This is a genomic window from Sutcliffiella halmapala (assembly GCF_002019665.1).
Lineage (GTDB): Bacteria > Bacillota > Bacilli > Bacillales > Bacillaceae_I > Sutcliffiella_A > Sutcliffiella_A halmapala.
Map to the genome: position 1 here is coordinate 805,501 of NZ_KV917375.1, position 16,453 is coordinate 821,953.

Here is a 16,453-nt window from a genome sequence, read left to right on the forward strand (position 1 = left end):
CTAGGAGGAAAACCATGCAAACTCAAACAACAAGTACAGCTAAAATAAATATACAAGCAGGAAATTTTCGTTTTACCTTCCTAAACAGCGGAGATATTTTTGAAGCTACACATAAAGAAATCATGATTAATCAGTGGATGTCTAATCCCGTAGATGGCGCACTTAATAATCTATATTTGCGCTTACATCGTCAGGATGGAATAAAGGTATTTCCTCTTTTAGGAGTGCATTCAACTAGCAATGTAAGCCATTCTGATTCTCATATGGTGTGGGAAGGAACTGTTGAGAACGTTTCCTACGAGGTTGTATTTACATTGTCAGAAAAGGGTATCTGGTTCTGGGATGTTACGGTTGATGGACAAGGTGAAGTAGTGGATCTTGTTTATGGTCAAGATGTAGGAATTGGGAGTAAAGGGTTAATTCGTTCCAACGAGTCTTACTTAGCTCAATACATTGATCACACTGTATTTGAAGATGAGAAGAATGGATATATTGTATGTTCTCGTCAAAACCAACCACAACCAGGAGGATTTCCATATTTACAACAAGGTTCTCTAACAAAATCAGTAGGTTATTCTACAGATGGGTACCAATTCTTTGGTTTATCTTATAAAGAAACAAACCAACCTGAAGTATTAACGAAGGAAACACTAGCTAATGAAATCTACCAATACGAATTTGCCTACACTGCATTACAATCAGAACGTGTAGAGTTAACTGGCAAACATCAATTTGTCTTTTACGGTTTATTTAAAGAAAATCAAGCGACTGCCGTTACTACTTTAGAACATACAGAAGAAGTGCAGCAAGCATGGGAACAAGAGATGCCGCATACAGCAACTGCATTACTCTCTTTAGAAAAAGTAAGCATGCATCCTTCTTTCAAAGGAACACTTGCTGGAACATCGATGACGAAAGAGGAGCTTGATTCCTATTTTCCTAACCGTCATCAAGAAGAGTGGGATGGTGATACATTGCTTTCCTTCTTTACCCAAACGCATGAGCATGTTGTGTTAAAAGAAAAAGAGCAGCATGTAGAACGTCCGCATGGTCATATTATTATGACAGGTAACAATGACAAGATGACAGAAAATGTCTTAACATCAACTTCCTATATGTATGGAATTTTCAATTGTCAGCTTGTTGTTGGTAACACGTCTTTCAATAAAATGATAACGAATGCACGTAATGCCTTAAATGTCATGAAAACATCCGGTCAACGGATTTACTTAGAAGTAGACGGGACTTATCAATTGCTAACGATGCCATCTCTATTTGAAATTGGCTTCAATTATGCACGTTGGTTCTACAAGACAGCAGATGATATGATCGTCATTACGAATTATACGGTAGTGAACTCTCCAGAGGTACAATTGCATGTTCGTTCTGATAAAGGAAAACAATATCGTTATCTTGTAACAAACCAAGTTTCCATGAACAATAATGAACTAGAAGTTCCTTTTGTGATGAAAAATGAAGGTAATACGCTATCATTTTTTGCAGACAAAAGTTCTGATAGTGCGAACACGTATCCAGACCTTTCTTATAAAGTCGCTGTTGAAGGTACGTCCTTTACCGTAGATAACGAAACAAAACTCGTTGCAAATGCTACACCAAATTCTGCTTCGTTAGTCGTGTTAGAAATGGGTGCAACTAGCGAGTGGACAATGACGATACAAGGATTGCTTTATGGAGAAGAGATTCCTCTTGTAAAACGTGACGCTGCTACCGAAATAGAGAGCTATCGCGCATTTTTCCAAAATGTAATGAATGGCTTCAAGCTTACGCAAAACAATGAAAGCACCGAAGAGCTAGAGAAAGTAAATGCATTAGCATGGTGGTACACACACAATATGCTTGTTCACTATTCCGTACCACACGGCTTAGAGCAATATGGTGGAGCAGCATGGGGAACGCGTGATGTATGTCAGGGACCAACGGAATATTTCATGGCAACTCAAAAATATGATAGTGTAAAAGAAATTATTAAGAAGGTTTATTCTCACCAATACGAGGATACCGGGAACTGGCCGCAATGGTTCATGTTTGATAAATATTTCCGTATCCAACATGATGAGAGCCATGGTGATATTATCGTTTGGCCATTAAAAGTATTAGGTGATTATTTAACTATTACGAATGACTATAGTATTTTACAAGAAAAAGTACCCTACACTATTCGTGGGGCTTACCAGCTTACCGAAAACACAGCAACTGTTTACGAGCATGCGAAAAAAGAAATCCAATTTATTAAAGATCATTTCTTACACGATACGCACCTTTCTTCTTATGGTGATGGAGATTGGGACGATACGCTTCAGCCTGCAAATGCACAGTTAAAGCAGTACATGGTAAGTAGTTGGACGGTTTCCTTAACGTATCAAGTGTTGAACACTCTATCGAAAGCATTAGAAGAGGTTGATACAAAGGAAGCGGAAGAATTACGCGGCTTAGCAGAAGGAATTGAGAAAGACTTTAATCAATATATGTTAGGTTCTGAAGTAATCCCTGGATTTGTTTACATGGAGGAGCCAGGTAAACCAGAATTAATGGTTCATCCTGAGGACACGAAAACTGGTATTCATTATCGCTTACTTCCAATGACAAGAAGTATGATCAGCGAACTTTTAACACCTGAGCAAGCAGAATCACATTATAATGTCATTAAAGAAAAGCTATTTTGCCCAGATGGAGTAAGACTGATGAACCGTCCAGCAAATTACGCTGGTGGTGTTAGCACTCATTTCAAACGTGCAGAACAAGCAGCTAACTTTGGTCGTGAAATTGGTTTACAATACGTGCATGCACATATCCGTTTCGTTGAAGCAATGGCGAAAATCGGCAAAACAGATGAAGTATGGAATGGTTTAAATGTGATTAATCCAATTGGCATCCAACAAGCAGTACCAAATGCAGAAAGACGCCAAAGCAATGCCTATTTTAGTAGCTCGGACGGGAAATTCAATACCCGCTACGAAGCGCAAGAGCGTTTCGATGAGCTTCGTCAAGGAACAGTGCAGGTTAAAGGCGGATGGAGAATCTATTCAAGCGGTCCTGGAATCTACATGAACCAACTGATATCTAATTGCTTAGGTATTCGCAAACATGGAGGCGATCTAGTCATTGATCCAGTCCTTCCAGAAAAATTAAATGGGCTAACGTTTGAGTTTAATTTTAATGGCCATGACATCAGCTTTGTTTATCACTTAAATCAAGCAGATAAAAAGGTAGAGATTAATGGTCAAGCTGTAGAGGGGACGCCGCTTACTAATAGATATCGTCAAGGTGGTTTTACTATTAGTAAACAGCAGCTGGAGAGCGTGTTAAACGAAGGGAAAAATGTAATCGAAATTTTTATATAAAAAAAGTAAGTGCGGCGATCGATTTGGTCGTCGCATTTATTAATAGGTAGAGGTGTTATAAGCGATGGAAAAAGTAAAAGTAGGAATAATCGGAACAGGAACAATTAGTGGGATCTATTTAGAAGCACCGGAGAAATTTTCTATTTTAGATATCGTAGCAGTAGCAGATATTGATAAAGAAAAAGCTCACGAAAAAGCTGTGCAGTACAAAATTGATAAGGTGTATACTGTTGAAGAAATGCTACAAGATCCAGAGATTGAAATTGTTATAAACTTAACGATTCCCAAAGCTCATGCTGAAGTAACACTTGCTGCGTTGGAAGCTGGCAAACATGTATTTGTAGAAAAGCCATTAACGATTGAAGTGGAAGAGGGAAAAAGAATCCTTGAAAAAGCGCGGGAAAAGGGTCTAAGAGTCGGTTGTGCGCCGGACACATTTCTAGGTGGTGCTCTCCAAACTTGCCGTAAGCTTATTGATGACGGCTGGATTGGGCAACCGATTGCCGCAACTGGTTTTATGTTAGGAGCAGGTCCCGAGGCTTGGCATCCGAACCCTGATTTTTATTATCAAAAAGGTGGAGGACCTATGTTTGATATGGGACCATATTATCTCACAGCATTCATTCATTTAATGGGTCCAATCAAAAAGGTTTCAGGTTCTGCTATTATTCCTTCTCCAGAAAGAATGGTTACAAGAGCAGAAGATTTCGGTCGAATGATTTCAGTTGAAACTCCTACCCATGTTACTGGGATTCTTGATTTTGAAAACGGAGCGGTTGCAACACTCATAACGAGCTTTGATGTAATGGGGGGAACTCAGCTTCCTAGTATGGAGATTTATGGAACTCTTGGGACACTTAGTGTTCCAGACCCAAATTATTTTGGAGGAACTATTTCCATTAGAAGAGCAGGAGATGCAGAGTTTACAACAGTTCCATTAGCATATGGATATAGTGAAAATAGCCGTGGAATAGGTGTAGCAGATATGGCTTATGCAATTAGAAACAATCGTCCACATCGTGCTAGTGGAGAGTTAGCTTTACAGGTTCTTGAAACAATGCACGCCATCCACCGTTCTTCCATTGAAGGAAAACATATTTCTATTGAAAATGCATGCACCCGTCCAGAAGCTTTTCCAATTGGTTTTTCAAAAGAAAGACAAGACCTTCTAAATAATTAACTCAAAAAAAGGAAAAATTGGAATTTGTAAGCATAATTGTTGATTCTTGAAAGTGTTTACATTATGCTAGAATTAGTGCCGTGAAACGTTTCAAATTACCTTTAATGGTGTAGAATAAAGGAAGAAAAACTTTCGTAGTTCCACACTAGTTCCGATTAGTGTGGAACTACGATTTTCTACTAGCTGTGGGTTTATCAATGAAACAGGCTTAATTAGAACAATGGAGATGTGAAAAAGATGGCACCAACTATAAAGGACGTTGCAAAACTTGCAGGTGTGGCAGTTTCGACAGCTTCATATGCACTTAATAATGTGAATAAAGTTAGCCCAGCAACGATGAAAAAAGTGCAAGAGGCTGCCCGTGAACTAAACTATCTAAAGAATGGTTTTGCATCTGATTTAAAACGAACAAAAACCAATACAATAGCTTTAATTTTAAGTGATCTATCTGGTCCCTTTTATTCAGAATTAATTAAAGGGGTACAAGAAGTAACCATGACGAATGGATATGACCTTATTGCATGTAGTTCAGTAGGTGGTGCACAATCAACCGCTGTGAAATTTTTAAAGGAAAAAAGAGTGGATGGCGCAATTATTTTAGCTCATAACATCACTGATGATATTATTTTAGAATCAGCAAGAGAAGGATTTCCAATCGTCGTGCTAGACCGAAAAATAGAAAACGAGTTTGTATACCAAGTTGAAGTAGATAATATTCATGGCGGCTACTTGGCTACAGAATATTTAATTAATAAGGGACATCGTGAGATAGCGTTTGTAAGTGGGCCTTTTAATTCTTATGATAATGAAATGAGATATATAGGCTATATGGATGCATTAAAAGAACATAATATTACCTATCAATCCAAATGGAAAGTGTTTGGTGATTTCACTCGTGAAAGTGGATATCGTGCAACCAAAATGTTAATTGCGCAGCGAGAATTACCTCAAGCAATATTTTATGCAAATGATGAAATGGCTTTAGGTGGATTACAGGCGTTTAAAGAGAACAAAATCAGTGTTCCAGATGATATCTCCATTATTGGATACGATGATATTCAGCTTTCTGAATATGTGACACCTTCCTTGACTACTATAAGACAACCAAAGTATGAAGCAGGAGCTTTAGCTGTTCATGTTGTGTTTCAAGTGCTATCGAAGGAAAAAGTGGAGAAGTCCTTTAAACTATCGACAGAATTAATCGAACGAAATTCAGTGAAATATTAAAAGTAGAAGGTTTTCTTTCTTTTTTGTTTGCTTTCAAGGTAGACGGAGGGGGAAGGGAGCCTTTTTTGTGTTTGCTTTTTGATTTTGTGTTAGGTGTTCTTTTTGAGGTTTTATTTTGGCGGAAGAAAAAGTCGGAATTTTTATGTTTAGTTCGGAGTTAAACATTGAAAACGCTTTAATATCCAATTATAATGTAGAGGTAGTAGAAGTACTGAAACGTTTCATGGAAAGCGATGTGGAAACGTTCCCATATTTAATAGCAATTTAATCGTTTTGAAAAAATAGAGTCAGTTTTTAATTTGAAAGGGGCAGATGAGACATGATAAAAGTTACTGTTTGGAATGAGAATCGTCATGAGAAAACGAATGAAAAAGTAAGAGAGGTTTATCCTGAAGGAATTCACGGAGCGATTGCTGCTTTTTTACAAGAAAATGGACATGAAGTAGGAACTGCTACATTAGATGAAGCAGAGCATGGCTTAACTGAAGAAGTGTTAGATAATACAGATGTTCTTGTTTGGTGGGGACATGTAGCACATGATGAAGTTAGTGATGAGATTGTTACTCGTGTAAAAAATAGAGTATTAGATGGCATGGGATTAATCGTGTTGCATTCCGGTCATTTCTCTAAAATCTTTAAAACATTAATGGGTACTACTTGTGACTTGAAGTGGAGAGAGGCAGACGAGAAGGAACGTCTTTGGGTTGTATCTCCTGGCCACCCGATCGTTGAGGGAATTGGCGAGCATATCGATATTGAAAGAGAAGAAATGTATGGCGAGCATTTTGATATTCCAGATCCAGATGAGCTTGTTTTAATTAGTTGGTTTGAGGGTGGAGAAGTGTTCCGTAGTGGATGTACATATAAACGCGGAAAAGGAAAGATCTTTTACTTCCGACCAGGACATGAAACGTATCCAACATATTACCATGAAAAAGTTCAGCGAGTTATTAGCAATGCAGTAAATTGGGCCAAACCAACAGAAAGTGGACATGTTTATTACGGAAACGCAAAACCATTAGAAGAAATTAAGAGCAAGTAATTTAGGGGGATTTACGAATGAAAAAGTTACGTGTTGGGGTTGTAGGATGTGGCAGCATCGCGAAATACCGTCATTTACCAGAATACCATGCAAATAAAAACGTCGAAATTGTGGCTTTATGTGACGTGGTAAAGGAGCGGGCGGATCAAGCTTCTGAGCAGTACGGCGGAAAGACATATGAGAGTTATAAAGAAATGATAGACAGTGAAGAGTTAGATATTGTTAGTGTTTGCACACCAAACTATTTACACGCACCTGTTTCCATTTATGCATCAAATGCTGGAGTAAATGTCCTTTGTGAAAAGCCGATGGCGACTTCTAAGGAAGAAGCGGATGAGATGATTGCGGCAGCAAAGGCAGCTGGCAAAAAACTGATGATTGCACACAATCAACGTTTCGTTCCTTCCCATCAAAAAGCAAGAAAGCTTATTGAAAGTGGAGAGGTCGGAAAAATTTACAGCTTTAGAACAGCATTTGGCCACCCTGGACCTGAAGGCTGGAGTGTCGATGGAAAAGATAGCTGGTTCTTCCGTAAAGAAGAAGCATTTATTGGCGCAATGGGCGATTTAGGTGTTCATAAATCGGACCTTCTACGTTACTTACTAGGAGAAGAAATTGTCGAGGTTGGGGCATTTATTGAAACATCTGCGAAAGAAAACACAGATGTTGATGATACAGCTGTTTGTGTGTTAAAAACCGAAAGTGGTATTGTTGGAACACTTGCTGCAAGCTGGTCTTATAAGAGAGAGGATAACTCTACGATCATCTACGCAGAAAAAGCAGTACTTCGTTTAGAAGATGACCCAACGCATTCTTTAGTAGTGCAATATACAACTGGAGAAACAGTTCGTTATGAACTAGGGAAAATTCAAAGCAACGATAGCGGCGGCCAAACAGGTTCACAAGTTATTGACCATTTTGTCGCTAGTATTATCGAAAATACAGAAGTACTAGTAGATGGTAACGAAGGGAAGAACTCTTTGTTAGTAATATTAGGTGCTCTGGAGTCCAACGAGACAAAGCAGATTGTTAATCTTAAAGAAGAGCTAAACTAGAACTATTCATACAGGAGAGTGAGTAAGAATGAAACTTGGTGTATTTACCGTTCTTTTTGCAAATAAATCATTTACTGAAATGCTTGATTATGTAAAAAATGCAGGGCTGGACGCAGTAGAAATAGGTACAGGATGCTATCCGGGTAACAATCACTGTCCATTAGATACGTTGCTAGAAGACGAAAGTGATCGAAATGTTTATATGGAGGAAATCCATTCTCGTGGCTTACAAGTAAGTGCTTTTAGTTGTCATGGTAATCCGATTTCTCCAGATAAGAAGTTTGCACAAGAATCACATGAAACCCTTTTAAAAACAATTGATCTTGCGCATTTAACTGGTGTTCCAGTTGTAAACTGTTTTTCAGGAGTACCTGGAGATCATGAAGAGGCAAAAGCGCCGAACTGGCCAGTTGCTCCGTGGCCAAATGAATTCGCGGATGTTTTAAAATGGCAATGGGAAGAAAAGCTTGTCCCTTACTGGAAAGAGGTAGGGAAATATGCGGAAGAGCGTAACGTGAAAATAGGCTTAGAGCTTCATGGCGGATTTCTCGTTCACACTCCTCACACATTATTAAAGCTAAGAGAATTAACCTCTGATGCAATTGGAGCAAACTTAGATCCAAGTCATCTTTGGTGGCAAGGAATTGATCCAGTAGCAGCGATCAAAATTCTAGGATCAAAAGGTGCGATTCACCATTTCCATGCAAAGGATACATACATTGACCAAGACAATGTTAATATGTATGGTCTGACAGATATGCAACCATATGGAGAAATTCAAAAGCGAGCATGGAGTTTCCGTTCCGTTGGGTGTGGACACAGTGTGCAGGAATGGTCTGATATGATGAGTGCTCTTCGTACATACGGCTATGATTACGTGGTGAGTATTGAACATGAAGATCCAATCATGTCGATTGAAGAAGGGTTTGCACGTGCGGTAACTAACTTACAATCCGTACTAATTAAAGAACAGCCATCTGAGATGTGGTGGGTGTAAGAGTATAAGTGTTAACTGAAAGGAGTTAGTAAAATACTGCTCCTTTTGGTTAACATTTTATTGAATATAAGGTAAAATAAATACTAAGTTTCAATTGATTAAAATACTTAATTAATTAAAGAGTGATGACTAGGGGGAGGAAGAAGAAATGGCAGAATTAAAGCTTGGCATTATTGGAGCAGGAAATATTTTTAGATATGTACATGCACCGGCATGGGTTGAAAATAAAGATGTAGAAATTGTTGCGGTTTGTGATGTTGACCGTGAAAAAGCAGAGGCTGTTGCAAAGGAATTTAATATTCCACATGTGTATACAGACTATAAAGATGTACTAGCTCATGAGGAAATTAACATTGTGGATATTTGTACACCTAATCTTTATCATTCAGAGTATTCCGTTGCTGCATTAGAGGCTGGAAAGCATGTTTTATGTGAAAAACCAGATGCAGTTAGTCCAGAAGAAGCACAAAGAATGGCTGACACAGCGGAGCGCACCGGCAAGACGTTAATGGTGATGCGAAATAATCGTTTCAGCGCACCAGCACAATACATGAAGAAAGTTGTTGCAAACGGGCATATGGGTGAAGTATACACTGGTCGTTGTGGCTGGATTCGTAGAAGAGGTATTCCAGGTAAAGGTGGCTGGTTCACGACAAAAGAATTATCTGGTGGTGGCCCACTAATTGATCTTGGTGTTCACTTTATTGATCTAGCAATCTGGATTATGGGTAACCCTAAACCTGTCTCAGTAGTTGGTTCTACCTACACGAAATTTGCAGATACCGACCTTGCAGATTCTGTTCACAGTCAATTTGGTACAAAGCAAGCAGGCGGAACCTTTGATGTGGAGGATTTAGCAACAGGCTTTATCCGCTTTGATAATGGAGCAAGCCTTCAAATTGAATTTAGCTGGGCTTCTAATATTGAAGAAGAAGTGAACTTCTATGAGTTACGCGGAACAAAAGCGGGAGCAAGCTTTAAAAATGGCAAGCTAAAAATCTTTACAGAGGTAGAAGAAAAGCTTTGGAATGTAGACCCTGAAATTCGTAATCACGAGACAGGTGATCATGCAAACAATATCAATCACTTTGTTGATGTTGTTCAAGGTAGAGCCGAGGCAATTTTCACACCAGATCAAGGCGTTGATATGATCAAAATTCTAGATGCTATCTATAAGTCTGCTGAAACAGGACATGAAGTAAGATTATAAAATGGGAGGTTCGCTTTCAATGAAGCATAAAATTGCAGCACAACTATATACGGTTCGTGATTTATTAGAGAAAGACTTTCCAGGTGTACTGAAAGAGTTAAAGGAAATGGGCTATGCAGGAGTGCAAATTTCTGGTCTGTTTGGCAATGACCCAAAAGAAATTGCTGCCGTTATGACGGAGTTAGGACTTGGAACAGCAGGAATGCATATCGATCTTGATAGCTTCCGTAACGAGCTTCCTAGAGTTCTAGAAGAAGCAGAAATCTTTCAAACGAAAGACTTAATTTTACCTTATTTAGTAGAAGAAGATCGAAATGCAGAGAGCTATATTGCCTTAAAAGCAGAGCTTAATGAGATTGCTAGCAAGCTTCAAGAAGATGGCTACCGAATTAGCTATCATAATCATGACTTTGAATTTGAAACAGAGATTGATGGACAAAATGCTTTAGATTATTTACTGGAACCAACAGAGGATAACTTACTATTAGCCGAATTAGACGTGTACTGGGTAAAAAAGGGTGACAAAGAGATTATTAGCTTCTTAGAGCCATACGCGAATAGAATGCCGATTATTCATTTAAAGGACATGGCTAACAACGAGGAAAAATCCTTTGCAGAGGTTGGAACTGGCTCGATTGATTTTTCACCTATTTTGCGATGGGGTGAACAAAACGGAATTGAATGGTATGCAGTGGAACAGGATGTGTGCCCAGGAAACCCGCTAGATAGCTTGAGAGTGAGTATTACGAATCTGCATAAAATAATTGATAATATGTAATAAAGTAAGATGAGGTAATGCCCTCTAAAAGTTTGTTGGACTTTTGGAGGGCTTTTTCAACTGAAAAATCTTCATTTCCCAATAGTTGATGACCATTTTTATCAAAAAAAGGACCAAACCGCTTTTTATAGCGGCTGGCCTCAAAACTACAACTATTAAGCAAATCGTACAACTAGCTTGTCATCAACCTTCGCATGCTTTTTAGAGGTGACAATGGTTTTAACCCCATGCTTTTCCAATACGTAATCGTCACTTTCTAGTACATTACGCTCCGTTTCCAGAGAAATAGTATCCGCGTTTTGCGTTAATCTAAACTCAAACGCATCTTTTGCTACTTGCATTATTTCAGCTGTTGAATAAACGATCTTAACCTCATGGTATGTCACATTAACAGGTAACATCACGCCATCCTTACTTTGTAATGTAAGGCGACGGCCTTCCAATAGAGCTGCTCCGTTATGAGAGAGGTGAATGTCTTTATCAAAACCATCTAAGTTCAATAAATGAATAAAGCGCTCATCACCAGCGGAAACCGATGTAGAGAAAATACCATGGTATTCACAATCATGAGTTAGGCCAGGTTTAGCTCCTAGATTTTCGAGTGCTTTTTGGAACAACTCAAGATCGCAGCGATAGGCAGTTGCCAAGACGATCGCTCTTCCTTTGCCAACCTTCACATCAAATCCACATACATCTTCCGTTTCTGTCACACGCATGATTGCATCTACATTTTCCCCAATCTCAAAGCTTTGCGTGAAGTAAGTGCGGATTTCTGGACGTGGTGCTGCCCAACCATCAGCAGTTAAAGACATGTGGTGACCGTGTTTATTAAATTTAACCTCACCAGGTGTTACATTTAGTGCATCTGCAAGTGCTTGGAATGGCTTGCCTTCCATATCAAAAGTAGGAACTTCTCCGTAAAGTAAGATGCCTCCACCATTTTGCAAATAGGTTACTAATTTCTTCTGAACGCCCCTGTCCATGTATCTAGCAGAAGGTATGATAATAGAAGGAGTCGTTTTCGGATCCAGTTCTTTATTTTGAATATCGACAGACCCAAAACGATAGCTTGCTAGAAGAATGGCTCTTGCCATGATCTCCCAAGCACCAGCGCCACGATGCATCGTAATATTATCGATAATCTCCTTCATTTTCGTGCTAGAAGGGTAGCGGTATTCAGTCATATAGTAATCTGGAATGAAAGCAAATGATACAGCATCGCGTTCTTCATCCATTGAAGCAAGCTTGTCCGACACAGCCATCATCGTTTTAATGGAGCGAGCCATTCTAGGGAATGTGTAGTTTAATTTCCCTTCAGGATTTACTGGAGCAGCAAATCCATGGCGTTCTCCAGTCGAAGCAATTCGACCATTTCCGTCTCCGCGAGCTTCATCGATATGATAGTTATAGCCGCCTGTAAACAAGTAATAATTGATAAGGCGATTACCTTGTGCTACACACATACGGGTTTTGAAATCCGCTGCTGAAACATCATATCGTCCACCATATGTTTCGCCAAAATTGCCATCTCCACAGTTAAATTCAACGGAAGTTAAAGGTTGATCAGGATTATGCACGGCATCCATAAATCCGTTAATCAAATATAAGTCTTGGAAGGTAGCGACATCTAAATCACCAAAATAAATATCGGAACCTGAAAGATATCCTTCATCTTGCGTATAGGATTCATAAAGTTGACTAATTCCAATAGGGTAAGTTAAGCCGCGTCCCCCACCTGTACCGTGGATATTAACAATGAATGGGATGTCCTTTACTCCATATTCTTCTGCATAATCACGTAACACTGCAACATAACGAGCAAAGCGATTTCTCATGTAATGGCCAAGATCTCGTAATAACTCTGCTGCATATTCCTCAGATGGAGAACGGAAGCTAGCGACACGAACCTCTGGGTCAGTTAAATCAAATGGATAGCGAGTAGCCAATGTACTAGAATCATATTTTTCAACAAGCCAGCCTGCAAAATCCTCGATAACATTTTCAGTTAAATCAGGGCAATTACTTACCCATGAAAGCATCCCAATCTCATTATCTAGCTGAACGCCAATGATATTCCCTTTATTAGTATGCAAGCGTGGTGCAACAACGCCCATAATTGCTTGATACCATTTTTTCGTTTCTGCTAAAAATCCTGGTGCTAAGTAATCGATCGTTGGTGTTGTCGCATCGTTGCCATCCCAGCCAACTGGAATAATTTCAGGATGCTTTTCGTACACCCAATAGGGAATACCTTCGTTTTTCATCTCTGCCATTATGAATGGACCAGGTCGTACGAAGAAGTAAAGACCATTTTCCTCACACAAATCAATAAAACCGCCTAGATCTAACTCCGGACGAGTATGTCCATCTAAATCAATTTGCCCCTCTATAGGCTCATGGCATAACCACGGAACATAAGTAGCAACTGCATTACAGCCAGCATCTTTTAGTTTATCAATACGATCTTGCCAATCTTTGCGTTCTAAGCGGTAATAATGGATTTCTCCACACATAATTAACATAGGTTTGCCATCAATCACAATTTGTTTATTTTTAATCTCAATCATAATTTCGCCATCCCCTTACTATTTTTTTGCTTTATTTATAGAAAATCTCAAAATTAACATGGTGTTTAACAGGTACCTACTTATTTTCAGAGAAGCCACCCATGAAAAAAATTGCCGTATGCGGGATGAAAAAGAGACCTAAATTGGTTAAACGTTATGTTTAACCCGTCTCCCCTGTAGATTGTAGTGCAAGGCGTGAGACTCCTGCGGGAATGCGAGTCGAAGGGAGACCCCACAGGCGCATAGTGCGCCGAGGAGGCTCCCAAGACCGCCCGCGGAAAGTGAACGCCTGGCACGGAAATCTACAGGGCCTTAGCCCTTTTAAAAGTAAAACATCACTTATAAAATAGCGCTTTCAAAAATGGCGTTGAAACGTTTCGTTATTTAATGATATAGTAAATAACAATTAACTCCCTAATAAATAAAGTATTCAGATAGATAATTACAGAGTAATAGTATCATAATTGAATTATTGTTGAAACGTTTTTATTGGAATTTATCATATAGAGAATGAAAAATATTATTAATAAAAGGAGGTCAAGTGATGGCTGGAGTATGTTTAACTTCTGATTATGGAAATATTGGCGTGATGTGGAAAACAGTATCAGAAGCTTGTAATCTAGCATGTGATTATTGCTATTACAGTAGATGCGGTGGAATGCCAGGAAAAATAGAGCGGATTGAGGATGAGGTACTCGAAAAATTTATTAAGGAATATATGGCCATTTCAAATGGTGTAGCTAAATTTGCATGGCAGGGCGGCGAACCTTTACTTGCTGGTTTAGACTTTTTCAAAAGAGTCGTGGAACTCCAAGCTAAATACGCACCACCAAATACGATGATAAGTAATTCTTTACAAACGAATGCAACGCTTGTGAATGAGGAGTGGGCACAATTTTTTAAAGAATATAATTTTCTTATAGGAGTAAGTCTCGATGGGTCGAAAGAAATAAATGATGGCAGACGTGTAACAGGCTCAGGTGCTGGGAGCTTTGATCGAGTCATGCGAGGAATTAATCATCTAAGAAAAGCTGAAGTGGATTTTAATATTCTTACAGTGATACACGAGAGTAATGTGAACAAAGCAAAAGAGCTTATGGCGTTTTATGAGCAAGAGAATTTTAAATTTGTTCAGTTTATTCCATGTATGGATTTTCGTGCGCAGGAAACAGATAAATCAGGGGTGTACTTAATTAGTCCTGAAGAATATGGGGAATTCCTTTGTCAGGCGTTTGATGCATGGTATAACGATGGGAACCCTACCACATCTGTTCGTTTTTTTGATAATATGTTAAATGTTTATGTTCATCGTGAAGCGGAGTTATGTATTCATTGCAAATCCTGTCCGAAAACATTAATCCTTGAGCAAAACGGGGATGCCTATCCTTGCGATTTTTTTATCGATGATCGCTATAAGTTAGGAAATGTTGGAACAAACAGTTTAGAGGAAATTTTAAATAGTCCTGTTTATACTGAATTTCTTAGCCTCAAACCAAATTTACCGGACAAATGTCAAAGCTGCCGCTATATCGATTTATGTCATGGAGGCTGTCCACGTAATCGAACATGGAGTCAAGGGGAAGATGAAACACTAGTGGATGTGGACTATTTCTGTGATAGTTACATGCAAATTTATGAGTACGCACATAAGAAAATGGAGATTGTAGCGCAAAATGTGAAAGCACGCTGGTTGCAAGAATATATAGGTGCCGGCTTAAAGATGCCCAACAGAAATGGTACCTGTATATGTGGCAGTACCAAGAAATTCAAGAAATGCTGTGAACCATTACTAGCAGTGACAGATTCAAAATAAAAGCATCGGGTATGTTCTCCCGGTGCTTTTTTGTGTAAAAAAGTTGAAAATAGATAATAAAAAATGATACTATTGTTTTATAAATAAATTTAATGAATTAATCAATTATAATCAAGAGAGATTAGAGGTGAAAATTAGATGAGTTTACGAATAGGAATCGTAGGAACTGGGCGAACAATTGGTGTGGCGACAGATCATCTTAAAGGTATTCAAGCAGTCCCACAATGGGAGTTAACAGCTATTTATGATATTGTTCAGGAGCATGCAGAACGTTGGGTCGAAAAAAATAATCTCTCGAAGGATATTATCTGTCTAAGTTTAACTGACCTTTTTGATAAGGTAGATGCCGTATCGATTTGTACCGACAATTTATCCCATGGAATGATTGCAAGAGAAGCTTTTAAGCGAAAATTGCCAGTACTCTGTGAGAAACCACTTTCGATTAATTATTACGAATCAAAACTATTAGCCGATGAAGCAGAAGCAGCAGGAATCGTGAATTATATGGGAATGCAGTATCGCTATCACCCCTATGCTCAAGTAATCAAGGAATTAATTCAAGCAGATGAGCTTGGAGAAGTCTTTTCATATCGTCATAAGCTCGGCGGGTCTAGAATCGGGAATCCAAATGTAGGGTTGGAATGGCGAATGAAAAAAGAAACGTCAGGACCTGGAGCGGTAGCAGATTTTGGCATTCATCAAGTGGACCTCATTTCCTATTTTCTGCAAGAAATTTGTGGAGAAATCAAAAATGTTCAAGCAGAATTAGGGACTTTTATTCCGTATCGCCAAACAGAGCATGACATTGGAGCAGTAACCAATGATGATCTCGCTGTTATTATTTTGAGACTAGAGAACGGAGCGCTTTGTACGTTGAATAATTCTCGTTTACTACCATCAGAAGGAGATGGACTTGAGATTGTTGGTACAAAAGGTGCCGTTTCTATGAATTCTCACGGCGAGATCTTTTTTAGAAAAAGAGTAGAGGGTGGAGCTTGGGCCTCTGAATGTACGCAACTGAAAATTCAAGAAAGACATCGATTTTCTGGCTTAGCAAGAGGCAAGCAATATACCGAATTTTATGAAGCAATTGTACAAGGAGCACCTTACGAACTATCTTTCGAATATGGAGCAAAAGCAGCAAAGGTTATCGAAGCAGCAGTCTTATCCAGTGGAATAGGTAAAAGGGTGAGTATTTCAGAGATCTAGAAAAAACAAATTG

12 protein-coding genes are annotated in these 16,453 nt (G+C 38.9%); 11 read left to right on the top strand and 1 reads right to left on the bottom strand.

Annotation, left to right across the window (positions count from 1 at the left end):
• The first annotated feature begins 14 nt into the window (after positions 1-14).
• The 9 genes from BK580_RS03650 (at position 15) to BK580_RS03685 (ending at position 10,851) form a co-directional block, all read left to right on the top strand.
• Positions 15-3,362 carry a GH36-type glycosyl hydrolase domain-containing protein gene (locus tag BK580_RS03650; RefSeq protein ID WP_078379046.1) on the top strand — a complete coding sequence of 1,116 codons (3,348 nt, stop codon included), beginning with the start codon at positions 15-17 and terminating at the stop codon, positions 3,360-3,362.
• Positions 3,363-3,426: 64 nt separating this feature from the next.
• Positions 3,427-4,542 carry a Gfo/Idh/MocA family protein gene (locus tag BK580_RS03655; protein ID WP_078379047.1) on the top strand — a complete coding sequence of 372 codons (1,116 nt, stop codon included), beginning with the start codon at positions 3,427-3,429 and terminating at the stop codon, positions 4,540-4,542.
• 237 nt (positions 4,543-4,779) lie between these two features.
• Positions 4,780-5,769: a LacI family DNA-binding transcriptional regulator gene (locus BK580_RS03660; protein WP_078379048.1), complete on the top strand. Its 990-nt coding sequence runs from the start codon at positions 4,780-4,782 to the stop codon at positions 5,767-5,769.
• Between the two features lie 115 nt (positions 5,770-5,884).
• On the top strand, positions 5,885-6,037 hold the full coding sequence (locus BK580_RS23480; protein ID WP_169864782.1) for a hypothetical protein: 153 nt from the start codon (positions 5,885-5,887) through the stop codon (positions 6,035-6,037).
• 51 nt (positions 6,038-6,088) lie between these two features.
• Positions 6,089-6,811: a ThuA domain-containing protein gene (locus BK580_RS03665; protein ID WP_078379049.1), complete on the top strand. Its 723-nt coding sequence runs from the start codon at positions 6,089-6,091 to the stop codon at positions 6,809-6,811.
• 17 nt (positions 6,812-6,828) lie between these two features.
• Positions 6,829-7,866, top strand: a complete 1,038-nt coding sequence (locus BK580_RS03670) for a Gfo/Idh/MocA family protein (RefSeq protein WP_078379050.1) — start codon at positions 6,829-6,831, stop codon at positions 7,864-7,866.
• A gap of 28 nt (positions 7,867-7,894) precedes the next feature.
• Complete coding sequence (locus BK580_RS03675; protein ID WP_078379051.1) at positions 7,895-8,863, top strand: sugar phosphate isomerase/epimerase family protein; 969 nt, start codon at positions 7,895-7,897, stop codon at positions 8,861-8,863.
• A 148-nt stretch (positions 8,864-9,011) separates the two neighbouring features.
• Positions 9,012-10,073, top strand: coding sequence for a Gfo/Idh/MocA family protein (locus BK580_RS03680; RefSeq protein WP_078379052.1), 1,062 nt, complete (start codon positions 9,012-9,014; stop codon positions 10,071-10,073).
• Between the two features lie 19 nt (positions 10,074-10,092).
• On the top strand, positions 10,093-10,851 hold the full coding sequence (locus tag BK580_RS03685) for a sugar phosphate isomerase/epimerase family protein (protein ID WP_078379053.1): 759 nt from the start codon (positions 10,093-10,095) through the stop codon (positions 10,849-10,851).
• A gap of 155 nt (positions 10,852-11,006) precedes the next feature.
• Here the strand turns inward: BK580_RS03685 and BK580_RS03690 are convergent, their stop codons facing one another.
• Complete coding sequence (locus BK580_RS03690; RefSeq protein WP_078379054.1) at positions 11,007-13,418, bottom strand: beta-galactosidase; 2,412 nt, start codon at positions 13,416-13,418, stop codon at positions 11,007-11,009.
• A gap of 544 nt (positions 13,419-13,962) precedes the next feature.
• On the opposite strand from BK580_RS03690, the gene BK580_RS03695 reads away from it, so the two are divergent.
• Both BK580_RS03695 and BK580_RS03700 read left to right on the top strand, forming a co-directional pair.
• Positions 13,963-15,231, top strand: coding sequence for an anaerobic sulfatase maturase (locus BK580_RS03695; protein WP_078379055.1), 1,269 nt, complete (start codon positions 13,963-13,965; stop codon positions 15,229-15,231).
• 138 nt (positions 15,232-15,369) lie between these two features.
• The gene (locus BK580_RS03700) at positions 15,370-16,440 is read left to right on the top strand and encodes a Gfo/Idh/MocA family protein (protein WP_078379056.1); all 1,071 of its coding nucleotides are present in this window, start codon (positions 15,370-15,372) and stop codon (positions 16,438-16,440) included.
• Positions 16,441-16,453: the final 13 nt, after the last annotated feature.